This is a genomic window from Vibrio cyclitrophicus, from assembly GCA_023206055.1.
GTDB lineage: Bacteria > Pseudomonadota > Gammaproteobacteria > Enterobacterales > Vibrionaceae > Vibrio > Vibrio cyclitrophicus_A.
Window position 1 is genome coordinate 3,438,053 of the sequence record CP065366.1, and the last position, 13,571, is coordinate 3,451,623.

At 45.2% G+C, this 13,571-nt stretch carries 12 protein-coding genes; 9 read left to right on the top strand and 3 right to left on the bottom strand.

The features are described 5' to 3' along the window. Window positions 1-97 precede the first annotated feature (97 nt). A complete protein-coding gene (locus tag ITG09_15310; GenBank protein ID UPR52017.1) occupies window positions 98-1,294 on the bottom strand; it encodes a 3-phenylpropionate MFS transporter in 1,197 nt (398 codons plus the stop codon). 233 nt (window positions 1,295-1,527) lie between these two features. Here ITG09_15310 and ITG09_15315 point away from each other — a divergent pair, with 233 nt between their 5' ends. The 3 genes from ITG09_15315 to acs all read left to right on the top strand — a co-directional run bounded on the left by ITG09_15315 (window position 1,528) and on the right by acs (window position 6,172). Next, window positions 1,528-3,360, top strand: a complete 1,833-nt coding sequence (locus tag ITG09_15315) for a cyclic nucleotide-binding/CBS domain-containing protein (GenBank protein UPR53657.1) — start codon at window positions 1,528-1,530, stop codon at window positions 3,358-3,360. An 11-nt stretch (window positions 3,361-3,371) separates the two neighbouring features. Further along, entirely contained in the window at window positions 3,372-4,004 is a 633-nt protein-coding gene (locus tag ITG09_15320) for a 3'-5' exonuclease (GenBank protein UPR52018.1), read from the top strand. Between the two features lie 218 nt (window positions 4,005-4,222). Further along, window positions 4,223-6,172, top strand: a complete 1,950-nt coding sequence (gene acs, locus ITG09_15325; protein UPR52019.1) for an acetate--CoA ligase — start codon at window positions 4,223-4,225, stop codon at window positions 6,170-6,172. A gap of 84 nt (window positions 6,173-6,256) precedes the next feature. On the opposite strand, the gene ITG09_15330 is transcribed toward acs, so the two are convergent. Next, window positions 6,257-7,579 (bottom strand): IS4 family transposase, encoded by a 1,323-nt coding sequence (locus tag ITG09_15330; GenBank protein ID UPR52020.1) that lies wholly within the window; start codon window positions 7,577-7,579, stop codon window positions 6,257-6,259. A 353-nt stretch (window positions 7,580-7,932) separates the two neighbouring features. Here ITG09_15330 and aroQ point away from each other — a divergent pair, with 353 nt between their 5' ends. The 6 genes from aroQ (at window position 7,933) to fis (ending at window position 12,752) form a co-directional block, all read left to right on the top strand. Further along, on the top strand, window positions 7,933-8,382 hold the full coding sequence (gene aroQ / locus ITG09_15335) for a type II 3-dehydroquinate dehydratase (GenBank protein UPR52021.1): 450 nt from the start codon (window positions 7,933-7,935) through the stop codon (window positions 8,380-8,382). Window positions 8,383-8,456: 74 nt separating this feature from the next. Then, on the top strand, window positions 8,457-8,906 hold the full coding sequence (locus ITG09_15340) for an acetyl-CoA carboxylase biotin carboxyl carrier protein (protein UPR52022.1): 450 nt from the start codon (window positions 8,457-8,459) through the stop codon (window positions 8,904-8,906). Between the two features lie 15 nt (window positions 8,907-8,921). Then, on the top strand, window positions 8,922-10,265 hold the full coding sequence (gene accC, locus ITG09_15345) for an acetyl-CoA carboxylase biotin carboxylase subunit (GenBank protein ID UPR52023.1): 1,344 nt from the start codon (window positions 8,922-8,924) through the stop codon (window positions 10,263-10,265). Between the two features lie 170 nt (window positions 10,266-10,435). Beyond that, window positions 10,436-11,323 carry a 50S ribosomal protein L11 methyltransferase gene (prmA, locus tag ITG09_15350; GenBank protein UPR52024.1) on the top strand — a complete coding sequence of 296 codons (888 nt, stop codon included), beginning with the start codon at window positions 10,436-10,438 and terminating at the stop codon, window positions 11,321-11,323. A 131-nt stretch (window positions 11,324-11,454) separates the two neighbouring features. Then, complete coding sequence (gene dusB / locus ITG09_15355; protein UPR52025.1) at window positions 11,455-12,432, top strand: tRNA dihydrouridine synthase DusB; 978 nt, start codon at window positions 11,455-11,457, stop codon at window positions 12,430-12,432. Window positions 12,433-12,455: 23 nt separating this feature from the next. Further along, window positions 12,456-12,752, top strand: coding sequence for a DNA-binding transcriptional regulator Fis (fis, locus tag ITG09_15360; GenBank protein ID UPR52026.1), 297 nt, complete (start codon window positions 12,456-12,458; stop codon window positions 12,750-12,752). 89 nt (window positions 12,753-12,841) lie between these two features. On the opposite strand, the gene zntR is transcribed toward fis, so the two are convergent. Further along, complete coding sequence (gene zntR, locus ITG09_15365) at window positions 12,842-13,282, bottom strand: Zn(2+)-responsive transcriptional regulator (protein ID UPR52027.1); 441 nt, start codon at window positions 13,280-13,282, stop codon at window positions 12,842-12,844. Window positions 13,283-13,571: the final 289 nt, after the last annotated feature.

Here is a 13,571-nt window from a genome sequence, read left to right on the forward strand (position 1 = left end):
TAAAAAAACCTCTCCATAAGGGAGAGGTTTCATTTAACTAAGGATGAGTGATTAACTCAATCGCATCGCTTAAATTCTGTGCTTTAGACTCTAATTATCAGCATTTGCTGTGAGACTCTGACTGTTCCGAATCCGATTGATTGATCTCAACCACTGAACTTCTTTCATCCAGTTTAATGAACAAGGCCAATCCGCCCATCGCAGCCATACCCCAGAAGATATTAGCCCCCCAAAGCTCATAACCCCAACCACTTAAGGTGGTCATCAGTGCAATAAAGGCACCCAATGGAATCGCGTTATACAGAGCTTGTAGCGCAACCATCTTGTTTTGTTCTTCAGATTGGATGTATTGAATCGCGGCGATGTGTGCCATCGCAAAGGTCACACCGTGCAACAACTGCACCATAACCAGTGCGAAAATCGCTGTCGTTGATGCGGTAATCCCCCAACGAGCCATCACCCCAATAGCCGCGACGACAAACAAAGTACGAAGTGACCAGCCTGAGAATAATCGCTTGCTCAGAGCAAACACTGCGACCTCGGCACCCACACCTAAACTCCATAGGTAACCAATAATCGCTTCAGAGTGCCCCGCTTCTTTCCAATAAATCGCACTAAAACTGTAGTAAGCCGCATGACTACCTTGCAGCAGCGCCATCAAGGCTAAAAATTTTACCACTGACGACTCACGCAGCAGTTCACCTAGTTTTGGTCGCGCCGCTTGCTGCTCAGATTGCGTTACTGGCATCACGTTGGGATTTCTCATCGCCAAAATCAATGACAACAACACGCCCGCAAGTGCAGTATACAAAATCATGTCGGTGCCAAATTGTGCCACCAAATAGCCAACAACCGTTGAACCCGCGATAAAGGCAATTGAACCCCAAAGACGAGTTCGGCCGTAGTCGAGCATTTTCAAACGACTGTAATGGTTCGCCATGGCATCAGAAAGAGGAATGATCGGCCCACAACAGAGGTTAAACAATACCGTTGCCAACAACATCAGTATAAAACTGCCACCGGTGAAGAAATGGAAGCCAACAAACAGCAACGCAGCGAAACTCAAACAGCGTAGCGTTGGCATCAAGTGTTCAACTTTATGGATACGCGGCGTAATCACAAGGTTTGCCACACAACGCGTCGCAAAGCCGATACCGATCAATACGCCAATATCACCAGCAGACACGCCTTGGTCTTCAAACCATAACGCCCAAAATGGCAAATACACGCCATACGCAAAAAAGAAACCAAGAAAATACTGAGAGATCCAGCCGTAGGGTGAAGGGCTAAACATAAATGACCTATAAAGTGTGCAGAAAAAGGCAGCACCAATTATGCCTATCTCGCATACGATGAAAAAGGGAATTATTACTGGGATAGTATTCCCATATTCAATGGGTCTGGATATCGCATTTCAACAAGAGATTTCACGCTCATTAATACCCATACTCGCATTTAGACTAAAGTCGTCTGGAGCTTCACTGGTATTTTGCCAGACTGATTAAAGACTCCCATTTCTTTCTTGTGATGCTTATGCCTGACAAATTTAATATGCAGCACCCACCCTTCGATAGCCTGTCCGACTCTGAACAGTTGAAGCTTCGCTCTTCATTAGACGTGGTATATTACCGCTCTCAAGAAGTGATACTGGAAGCTGATAGGCCGAGTCGACACCTGCACATTTTGATCAAAGGGGCAGTTGAAGAGCGCGCGAGCAGTGATGGCGAGATTTACGCACACTATGCCAATGACGACATTTTTGATGTCCGCAGCCAGTTTGAACCTCACACAAAACACCAATATATCGCACTCGAAGATACATTAAGTTACTTGCTGCCCACCGATATTTTTCTTGACCTTTACCACGCCAATGGCCAATTCGCTGCCTACTTTGATAGTAACCTCTCGACACGAAAAGCTCTAATTGAAGCCGCCCAGCAGCAACAGAACCTTGCCGAATTTATATTGACCAAAGTGGATGAGTCTATCTACCACCCACCACTGATACTTGAACCGAACCAACCTATCAACCAAGTCACTCAAACCCTTAAAGAACGAGGGTTGGACTCGGCTCTAGTTCATTTAGAACATGATGATCCAAAAGCTTTTGGATCATCATGTTCCTTACCGTATGGAATCGTCACTCGAACCAATTTATTGCATGCTGTGATGCTCGATAATTTCCCACTGGATGCGCCCGTCGGCAAGATCGCGACGTTTCCGGTGATGCACGTAAATCAAGGCGACTTCTTGTTTAACGCCATGATCACCATGACTAGAAATCGAGTAAAAAGGTTGATGGTTTGTGATGGTCAAAATGCGGTCGGCATGGTGGATATGACACAGATCCTCAGTGCATTCTCTACTCATTCTCACGTTCTCACTTTGCGTATTGCTCGTGCCACCAGCGTTGAAGAATTGGCAATGGCCTCTAACAAACAGCGTCAACTGGTCGATAGCTTGCTCAGTAATGGGATTCGCACACGCTTTATCATGGAGCTGATTTCTGCAGTCAACGAACAGATCATAGAGAAGGCTTTTGAGTTGATGATCCCACCGGCACTGCACAATCATTGCTGCCTGATCGTATTGGGGTCTGAAGGTCGCGGAGAACAAATCCTTAAAACCGACCAAGATAATGCGCTGATTATTCAAGATGGTTTGGAATGGCATCAATGCCAAAGTGCCATGAACGACCTCACTCATACCCTTCAACAATTGGGTTATCCGTTATGCCCGGGCAACGTGATGGTAAACAATCCGAAATGGGTGCATTCAGAGCAAGAGTGGAAACAAACCCTGACCAGTTGGGTAAGAAAAGCAACGCCAGACACCGTGATGGATATCGCCATCATGGCGGATGCGCACGCGGTGGCAGGAAACAGAGAACTTTTAAAACCGGTCAAGCAGCACCTGAGTGATTTGATGCTAGGACAGGAATTGATTCTGACTGAATTCTGCCGCCCTGCTCTTAACTTTTCGGTTCCCCTCACCCTGTTTGGTAATGTGAAGCAATCCAAGTCAGGGCTCGATATCAAACAAGGTGGTATTTTCCCTATCGTGCATGGTGTGAGAGCACTTTGTCTTGAGCATGGTGTCACCGTAAACAACACCTTCGAACGCATTGAGCAACTGGTCAGCAAGAAAGTGCTTGAGCAAAGCACCGCCGACAACCTCAATGAAGCACTCAAACAATTCTTTAAGTGGCGCTTAGCCCAAAGACTTTCTCAGCAACACAGCAGCAACAAGATTAACGTCAAACTGATGGAGCGAGCAGACCGAGACTTACTTCGTCATAGCCTACACGTGGTGAAGAAATTCAAGCAATGGCTCGGCTACCACTATCAGATACGAGATTAGGCGATTGAACGATGAATAGGTTGGTTCGCTATTACTGGCATCACAAGCTCAAAGGCTCTCTCTATCAGCCTCTGTTTACTGCGCCTATTGATCATGAATACGTATCGCTCGATTGTGAAACCACCAGCCTCGACCCCAATCAAGCCGAATTGGTCACCATTGCCGCGACCAAGATCATCGGTAATAGAATCATTACTAGCCAACCTTTTGAAGTCCGATTGCGCGCTCCGCAATCGCTCGATTGCAATTCAATAAAAATCCACCGCATTCGTCATCAAGATCTAAAACACGGCATCGAAGAAAAACAGGCTTTAATCGAGCTACTGAACTTCATTGGAAATCGTCCTTTAGTCGGTTATCACATACGCTATGATAAAAAAATTCTCGACCGCGCCTGTTTAAAACAGCTTGGATTTCCACTGCCTAATCGATTAGTCGAAGTAAGCCAACTCTACCAAGACAAACTCGAAAGACAGCTGCCCAATGCTTACTTCGATCTCAGTATGGACGCCATCTGCCGCCAGCTGGATTTGCCTATCCCAGTCAATAAACATGATGCATTACAAGATGCTATCTCCGCTGCGCTGATCTTTGTTCGCCTTAAACACGGTGATTTACCTCGTTTCAACTCTTCTTATTCTTAATTCAATCATTGCCTCTCAACATAGAGAGCAATATCGAAAAAATGAACTTAACTCGCTATTTTGTAAGTGAAAAGCGCCGTCTCATCCTAAAGTCTAATTGTGGAAATCGCCGTCCTAGCCGAGAGTGATAGCACAACGACAGTCCTGTAATAGACTTAGAAACTGAACACAAAGGAAGTTGCCAGTTCATTAAGAATGTAGGCACAAGGAGAGATGCAATGAGTGAAGCCCACGTTTATCCGGTAAAAGAAAGTATTAAATCAACCACACACGCGGATAATGACACTTACCTAGCCATGTACCAACAATCTGTTTCTGACCCTGAAGGCTTTTGGGGTGAACACGGAAAAATCGTTGATTGGATTAAGCCTTTCACACAAGTAAAAAATACCTCTTTCGACCCAGGCCACATTGATATTCGCTGGTTTGAAGATGGCACTCTTAATGTTTCGGCTAACTGTATCGACCGCCACCTTGCTGAGCGCGGTGATGAAGTCGCTATCATCTGGGAAGGCGATGACCCTGCTGATGATAAAACCCTAACCTTTAACGAACTGCACAAAGAAGTGTGCCTGTTTTCAAATGCTCTAAAAGAGCAAGGCGTACGTAAAGGTGATGTGGTTTGTTTATACATGCCAATGGTTCCAGAAGCTGCAGTTGCGATGCTGGCATGTACCCGTATCGGTGCGGTTCACACAGTGGTATTCGGTGGTTTCTCACCTGAAGCACTGTCTGGTCGTATTATCGATTCAAATTCTAAAGTCGTGATCACTGCCGATGAAGGCGTGCGTGGCGGCCGTGCGGTTCCACTGAAGAAAAACGTCGATGAAGCACTGACTAACCCTGAAGTGAAGAACATCGAGAAGGTTGTCGTATTCAAACGCACTGGCGGCGATGTTGCTTGGCATGAACACCGTGATGTGTGGTGGCATGATGCTATCGCAAACGTATCTGAGGATTGCCCACCAGAAGAGATGAATGCGGAAGATCCTCTCTTCATTCTTTATACGTCTGGTTCCACAGGTAAGCCTAAAGGTGTAATGCACACCACAGGTGGTTACCTTGTTTATGCAGCCATGACCTTCAAATACGTGTTCGATTACCAAGAAGGCGAAACTTTCTGGTGTACAGCCGATGTGGGTTGGATTACCGGTCACACATACCTTGTTTACGGACCGCTTGCTAATGGCGCAAAAACGATTCTGTTTGAAGGCGTGCCGAATTACCCGAACACAAGCCGCATGAGTGAAGTGGTCGATAAGCATCAAGTTAATATTCTTTATACTGCACCAACGGCGATTCGTGCCCTAATGGCAAAAGGTAATGAAGCGGTTGAAGGAACTTCTCGTGACAGCCTAAGAGTCATGGGCTCGGTAGGTGAACCTATCAACCCAGAAGCGTGGGAGTGGTACTACAAAACGATTGGTAATGAGCAATCTCCGATTGTCGATACATGGTGGCAAACAGAAACAGGCGGCATCTTAATCGCACCACTACCGGGCGCAACCGACCTAAAACCGGGTTCAGCGACTCGTCCATTCTTCGGTGTGCAACCCGCGCTTGTCGACAACATGGGCAACATCATTGAAGGCGCAACTGACGGCAACCTAGTCATTCTAGATTCTTGGCCTGGACAAATGCGTACAGTTCATGGCGATCATGACCGTTTTGAACAGACTTACTTCTCTACTTTTAAAGGTATGTACTTCACCAGTGACGGCGCTCGTCGCGATGAAGACGGTTACTACTGGATTACTGGTCGTGTCGATGACGTGCTTAACGTATCAGGTCACCGTATGGGTACCGCTGAGATTGAATCGGCTCTAGTAGCGTTCGATAAGATCGCTGAGGCCGCGATTGTGGGTATCCCTCATGATATTAAAGGCCAAGCGATTTACGCTTACATCACGCTGAATGATGGTGAGTTCCCAACTGCAGAGCTTCATAAAGAAGTGAAAGATTGGGTACGTAAAGAGATTGGTCCAATTGCAACGCCAGATGTACTGCACTGGACTGACTCTCTACCAAAAACTCGTTCTGGTAAAATCATGCGTCGTATCCTGCGTAAAATCGCGACTGGCGATACAGGTAACCTAGGTGATACCTCGACACTGGCCGACCCAAGCGTGGTTGATAAGCTTATTGCCGAGAAAGCAGAACTGGCATAAGCAACCAGTCACAGCAGCTAATCACTGTTTAAAACAGCCCTTTCTAAACCGTCATCTATGTGGCTAATGCCGTTCGGATAAGCATTACTGCTTGAACCTAAACGGATATTTGGCTGGAACAAAGAGGACTGAACGTGGAAACGTTCGGTCCTTTCTTTTATCCGGAAGAATGAAGTGACTCAGACTTTCTCTCATCCTTTTAAGTTTGACTGGTAGGGTTCCGTCTGGGCTTAAAGCTAGCCAACGTAATTGCGCATCAATAAGGTTAATTGCGGCGGTAAAACTTACCCTAGTTGCTCGAACCCCGGCTTCTGAAGCTATCTTAACCATCTCTAATCGCACTAAGTTATAGGCAAGTAATACGCCCCAAAGCTCTTGCTTCACTCCGGCAGAAAAACGACTTCGTAAAGTGACGTGACTTTGCAGTTGAGTCTGTTTAATTTCACCATAACCTTCTTCTATCTCCCAGCGTTGCCAATAAATACGCAGCAGGCTTTCTAGCGAGTATCTACTAGGGTCTGTAAGTGAAGTAATAAAACCTTTTATCTCACCTTTTGGCTCTTGATATAGGACTAATCTGGCTTCCCAACGTGCGGGTAAATTCGGATTCTGCCGTTGAGCTTGAGGAGAGATAGGCATTGAGATGAGCATGTCGTTCTCAGCATATTTCTCCAACACTTCATAGCGTAGCTTACGTTTTGCAGGCATTAACCAGTGAGCATTTTCCGCACTCTCTTGCCACGACAACAAAAGGTCTGCCGAGAAATAACAACGATCAAATAAGGTCAATGAGTGTGCGGGGATATCATTGAATAGGCGCTTGGCTAGGGTCGTTTCACCGACATGACAACCATCAAAAGCTGCCCCCATAATCATTCGTGTTTCTGTTGACATCAAAGCGACTAAACGAAGTTGAGGGTAAGGTTTCAATTTTTTAGAGATGAACCCAAATTCTTCAGCGTTCTCTGTGGAATCTTGACACCTAAATGTTGTCCCATCGACAGCAAGAACATTAAGCCCTAAGTCTTTGTCTTGTTGAAGGATATCTTCGCGCCAAGCCTTTACCGTTGTGTGAAACAGAGCCGCTAACGGACTCTCATCTAGACGTCGGCGTGAATCAGTTAGGACACTGGGTGCAACACGAGACCAACTATCTTCAGGTTTAGGCTGAAGTGCGATGTCTAATGAACTGCATACCTCTTTGATAGACATGTTGCGTTGCAGTCCCATCCAAATAACTAACCAGACAGCTTGCTGAGCGGGAAGTCGGCGTCGTCTTATGCTCGCTTTATTGGTTTCAAGAAGAGCTTGTTCTATCCACTCAATCTGAATGGCGTCGACGACAGATTCATAATTGTCGGCATCTTCAATGGTCTCGTGTGCCATTGCTAATTCTTGTTCAAGCATAAAAAAAATCCCCATCAACGTTGTTGATGGGGATTATCTGCTAACTGCAAGATCGTTCAAGTCTTCTTAAACGATCGGCATTACATCTATGTGGCGGTTTTTTTATGGCTGATCTTGATCTCAAATATCCCGCCCCAAATTAAGGCTAAGACGCTTTTTTGTTAAGTTGGTAACAATTCCAAGCTGTATCAATAGGAGATTAGACCAGTAAATTGCTGCGATTTGCGCTGAATTAGCTATAATCTGGTTCTAATTTTTAAATTTGGGTTTTTCTCACTGGAAATTAACCGCAAATTTTCAATAAAATGGCAACATTCACGTTCGTAAACACGATAAAGGAAGATAGCCCCACGATGTCTACAAAGTTTCGCATTCTAGTTTTAAATGGCCCAAACCTTAACCTGTTAGGCCTTAGAGAGCCTGCACACTACGGTTCTCAAACACTTGACCAGATTATTAGCTCACTGACCGAGCAAGCGAAAACACACGATGTTGAGCTATCTCACTTACAGTCAAATCGTGAGTATGAACTGATTGAAGCTATCCATAGTGCTTATCAAAATGTTGATTTTATCATTATCAACCCAGCAGCCTTTACACATACCAGTGTGGCACTGCGTGATGCACTACTTGGCGTTGCAATCCCATTTATTGAGGTTCATCTATCGAATGTTCACGCACGTGAACCATTCCGCCACCACTCTTACCTATCTGATAAAGCAGAAGGTGTGATTTGTGGCTTAGGTGCCCAAGGTTATCAATTTGCTTTGACCGCTGCGCTCAGCAAGCTCAATTCAAAGTAAACATAAACAACGAACTATTACTAACCTACTCAGTCATAGAGTAAGTTCAATTAACAGATAAAGAGAAAGAAACAATGGATATTCGCAAAATCAAAAAGCTAATCGAATTGGTTGAAGAGTCTGGTATTTCTGAGCTAGAAATCTCTGAAGGTGAAGAGTCAGTACGAATCAGTCGTAACAGCACTGCACCTGTAGCACCTGTTCAATATGCAGCGGCTCCAGCACCTGTAGCAGCAACTCCTGCGGCGGCACCTGTAGCAGCAGAAGCAGCAGCTCCTGCAGTTCCAGCTGGTCACCAAGTTCTTTCTCCAATGGTTGGTACTTTCTACGGCGCTCCAAGCCCAGACGCAAAACCATTCGTTAAAGTTGGTCAATCTGTAACGGCTGGCGAAACGCTATGTATCGTTGAAGCAATGAAAATGATGAACCAAATCGAAGCTGATAAATCTGGTGTTGTAACAGCTATCCTAGTTGAAGACGGTCAACCAGTAGAATTCGACCAAGCTCTAGTAATTATCGAATAATAGAGAGCACTCATTATGTTAGATAAATTAGTAATCGCGAACCGTGGTGAGATTGCACTACGTATTCTGCGTGCATGTAAAGAGCTTGGCATTAAAACGGTAGCGGTTCACTCAACTGCTGACCGTGACCTTAAGCACGTACTGCTTGCAGACGAAACCATTTGTATCGGTCCAGCTCGTGGTATCGATAGCTACCTAAACATCCCTCGTATCATCAGCGCAGCTGAAGTTACAGGTGCAGTAGCTGTTCACCCTGGCTACGGCTTCCTATCTGAAAATGCAGACTTCGCAGAACAGGTAGAGCGCAGTGGCTTTATCTTTGTTGGCCCTAAAGCTGAAACCATTCGCATGATGGGTGACAAAGTGTCAGCTATCACGTCAATGAAGAAAGCTGGTGTACCTTGTGTACCAGGTTCTGACGGCCCTCTTGACGACGACGAAGCAAAAAACAAAGCGCACGCTAAGCGCATTGGCTTCCCAGTTATCATCAAGGCATCTGGCGGCGGCGGCGGTCGTGGTATGCGTGTTGTTCGTTCTGAAGCAGAACTAACAGAAGCTATCGCGATGACTCGTGCTGAAGCAAAAGCATGTTTCAACAACGACATGGTTTACATGGAGAAATTCCTAGAAAACCCACGTCACATTGAAGTACAAGTGCTTGCAGATGGCCAAGGTAATGCTATCCACCTAGGTGAGCGTGACTGTTCAATGCAGCGTCGTCACCAGAAAGTTGTGGAAGAAGCGCCAGCTCCAGGTATCACTGAAGAGATGCGTAAGTACATCGGCGAACGCTGTACTCGTGCATGTATTGAGATCGGTTACCGCGGTGCAGGTACATTTGAATTCCTATACGAGAACGGTGAGTTCTACTTCATCGAAATGAACACTCGTATCCAGGTTGAACACACGATTACTGAAATGGTAACGGGTATCGACCTAGTGAAAGAACAGCTACGTATTGCAGCTGGTCAGCCTCTATCATTCACTCAGGATGATATTAAGCTGCGCGGCCACTCAATCGAATGTCGTATCAATGCTGAAGATCCAGTTCGTTTCCTACCTTCACCAGGTAAGATTGAACGTTTCCACGCACCAGGTGGCATGGGCGTACGTTGGGAATCTCACATCTACACGGGTTACACAGTGCCACCACACTACGATTCAATGATTGGTAAGCTGATCACTTACGGTGAGAACCGTGATGTTGCTATCGCTCGTATGAAGAACGCATTGGGTGAAATGATTATTGAAGGTATTAACGTTAATACCGAGCTTCAACTGTCTATTATGAACGACGAAAACTTCCAACACGGTGGTGCAAACATCCACTACCTTGAGAAGAAACTTGGTTTGTCATAATCCGTTCGTTTAAGAACAGTCAAAATGCTCACTTCGGTGAGCATTTTTGTTTTTGAACCGCCGAAAAAATCAATCTTTAATCCCCATTATATTCCGTGGGGTTTTGGTGAATTTGCTCATATTTTCTGCTAGACTCGCCATCCAATTTTTCTCATATAGAAGATGCAGCCATGCCTTGGATTCAAATCAAGCTTAATGCTACCAATGAAAATGCCGAACAAATCGGCGACATGTTAATGGAAGAGACTGGTGCTCTTTCTGTAACTTTCCTGGATGCACAAGATACCCCTGTATTTGAGCCTCTGCCGGGCGAAACTCGCCTTTGGGGTGATACTGACATTCTGGCGCTTTACGACGCTGAGACTGATACTGGTGTCGTTCTAGCGCAGATTAAAGCAAGCAACATGTTCCCTGCAGACTTTGCTCATAAAGTAGAGCAAATTGAAGACAAAGATTGGGAACGTGAATGGATGGACAACTTCCACCCAATGAAGTTTGGTGAGCGTTTATGGATTTGCCCTAGCTGGCGCGATATCCCTGAACCTGACGCTGTAAACGTAATGCTAGATCCAGGCCTTGCATTTGGTACAGGTACTCACCCGACAACGGCATTGTGTCTTGAGTGGCTTGAAGGCCTAGACCTTACAGGCAAAACCGTGATCGACTTCGGTTGTGGCTCTGGCATCCTTGCGATCGCTGCGATCAAACTAGGCGCGGCAAAAGTTATCGGGATCGACATTGATCCTCAAGCTCTGCTTGCATCAAAAGACAACGCACAACGCAATGGCGTTGCTGAGCAACTAGAGGTGTTCTTGCCACAAGATCAACCGGAAGGTTTGCTAGCAGACGTTGTTGTTGCCAACATTCTTGCAGGTCCATTACGCGACCTTTCTGGCATCATCAAGGGCCTAGTTAAGCCAAATGGTGTACTTGCGATGTCGGGTGTTTTAGATACACAAGCAGAAGATGTTGCGACTTATTATCGTGATGAGCTTCACATTGATCCGATCATCGAACAACAAGAATGGTGTCGAATCTCAGGTCGCAAGCAAGGCTAGACAAGACTTTGGGTGCTAATTGACTGAAATTTAAACAAATTACAAAAACAAATTGTAAATGCTCAAATATTAGTCTTTTCACGCAGCGAAAAAATGCGTAAAATGCGCGCCCTTGCTGGTACAGAACTGTGATGACATTTTTGAAAATCGGAAATTATCAACTTAAGAACAATCTAATCGTCGCTCCTATGGCTGGCGTAACGGATAGACCATTCCGTGAGTTGTGTCTTCGCTACGGTGCGGGGATGGCAGTCAGTGAAATGATGTCCTCCAATCCGAAAGTTTGGAAAACGTCAAAGTCTCAGCAGCGTATGGTACATGAAGGCGAATCGGGCATTCGTTCAGTACAAATCGCTGGTGCAGATCCACAGCTTATGGCCGAGGCTGCTCAATTTAATGTCGATAACGGTGCGCAAATCATCGATATCAACATGGGGTGTCCAGCCAAAAAAGTGAATAAAAAGCTTGCGGGCTCAGCCTTACTGCAGCATCCAGAACTCATTGAAGACATTCTGAAAGCTGTGGTAAATGCTGTCGACGTTCCAGTAACGTTGAAAACGCGCACAGGCTGGGATACAGACAATAGAAACTGTGTCCAAATCGCGAAAATAGCCGAAGACTGCGGCATACAAGCTCTTGCCCTCCATGGAAGAACACGCGCTTGTATGTACAAAGGTGAGGCAGAATACAAACACATTAAAGCAGCGAAACAAGCAGTATCTATTCCGGTTATCGCTAACGGTGATATCGATAGTCCGGAAAAAGCGAAGTTTGTGCTGGAGTACACCGGCGCTGATGCTTTAATGATAGGTCGACCTGCCCAAGGACGTCCTTGGATTTTTAACGAAATCCTACACTATTTGGAAAACGGCACCACGATGGACCCACTCCCGATTTCGGAAGTGAAAGACATCATGCTTGGTCACGTGCACGCTCTACATGAATTTTATGGAGAGTTTTTAGGCCCTCGCATCGCTCGTAAGCATGTGGGTTGGTATCTAAAAGAACATGAACAAGCGAGTGAGTTTCGCCGTACCTTCAACGCATTCGAAGCAGGTGATCTGCAGCTTGAGGCGCTAGAAGGTTTTTTTGATAACGTTGCACCATAATTACGAGAAGAGCTAGACCGAATATGTTCGAACAAAATCTGACTTCAGAAGCATTGACAGTAACTACAGTTACATCACAAGACCAAATCACGCAGAAGCCACTACGTGACTCAGTTAAAGCATCATTGAAAAATTACCTTGCTCAATTAAACGGTCAAGAAGTCAGCGAGTTATACGAATTAGTATTAGCTGAAGTTGAACAGCCACTACTAGACACTATCATGCAATACACTCGCGGTAATCAAACTCGCGCAGCAACCATGATGGGTATTAACCGCGGTACTCTTCGCAAGAAACTTAAAAAATACGGCATGAACTAATCGTTCTTTCGTAATTTATTGAATGGAAAGCCAAGCTCATTTTTGAGTTTGGCTTTTTTTTGGCTTGTAGAACTGTAATAGATGGCTGATTACTCTCCAGTGCGACAGCAGCGCTCTTTATCAAGGTTTGCTGAATCCAAGGCTGCCAGAATAGAACAATGGCTTGCATCGTCGTCTACGTGGCCACAACACGCATCATTAATCTTTTTAAGTGCGGTGCGAATCTTAGTTAACTCGGTAATTTTCTCATCAATCATCTCCAACTTGGCTGTTGTAATCGATTTAACTTCGGCACAACTGTGCTGCGTCGCTTCCAAGCGAATCTCGAGTAATTCTTTAATCTCATCCAAACTCAGCCCCAACGCTTTAGATTTGAGAATAAACGTCACCTGTTTCTGGTTATTTTCATCATATAGGCGATAACCCGACTCACTGCGACGGGCTGGCGCGATAAGGTTATTCTTCTCATAAAATCGCAAGGTATCGGCCGTCACACCGCACCGTTTCGCTAATTCACCGATCTGAAACATGTTTTTTCCTACTGTTTCGTCCATTCCACTATTAACCTTATCGTTACTTTTCAGGCTGAAATGACACTTTTCATAATTAATTTTGAGATGCCAAACGATTGCGCGAGCTTTTTTGTAATAAATTAGTTAGAATCTGCGCCATCAAATTTGGAGTTGGTTATCTTATAGCTAGATCATAAGACAAACCCAAAAGGTCTTTACCAAAACTGGCCAATATTTTATCTCTTACTGGTATCTAAGATAATCCACGCTAAGAAGGTAGAAACAAGTTCTTTTTTGGCAAATATCT

Bases quoted from the DNA above. Each gene is read 5' to 3' on its own strand.
- ITG09_15310 (UPR52017.1), bottom strand. From the start codon at position 1,294: ATGTTTAGCCCTTCACCCTACGGCTGGATCTCTCAGTATTTTCTTGGT.
- ITG09_15315 (UPR53657.1), top strand. From the start codon at position 1,528: ATGCTTATGCCTGACAAATTTAATATGCAGCACCCACCCTTCGATAGC.
- ITG09_15320 (UPR52018.1), top strand. From the start codon at position 3,372: ATGAATAGGTTGGTTCGCTATTACTGGCATCACAAGCTCAAAGGCTCT.
- acs (UPR52019.1), top strand. From the start codon at position 4,223: ATGAGTGAAGCCCACGTTTATCCGGTAAAAGAAAGTATTAAATCAACC.
- ITG09_15330 (UPR52020.1), bottom strand. From the start codon at position 7,579: ATGCTTGAACAAGAATTAGCAATGGCACACGAGACCATTGAAGATGCC.
- aroQ (UPR52021.1), top strand. From the start codon at position 7,933: ATGTCTACAAAGTTTCGCATTCTAGTTTTAAATGGCCCAAACCTTAAC.
- ITG09_15340 (UPR52022.1), top strand. From the start codon at position 8,457: ATGGATATTCGCAAAATCAAAAAGCTAATCGAATTGGTTGAAGAGTCT.
- accC (UPR52023.1), top strand. From the start codon at position 8,922: ATGTTAGATAAATTAGTAATCGCGAACCGTGGTGAGATTGCACTACGT.
- prmA (UPR52024.1), top strand. From the start codon at position 10,436: ATGCCTTGGATTCAAATCAAGCTTAATGCTACCAATGAAAATGCCGAA.
- dusB (UPR52025.1), top strand. From the start codon at position 11,455: ATGACATTTTTGAAAATCGGAAATTATCAACTTAAGAACAATCTAATC.
- fis (UPR52026.1), top strand. From the start codon at position 12,456: ATGTTCGAACAAAATCTGACTTCAGAAGCATTGACAGTAACTACAGTT.
- zntR (UPR52027.1), bottom strand. From the start codon at position 13,282: ATGTTTCAGATCGGTGAATTAGCGAAACGGTGCGGTGTGACGGCCGAT.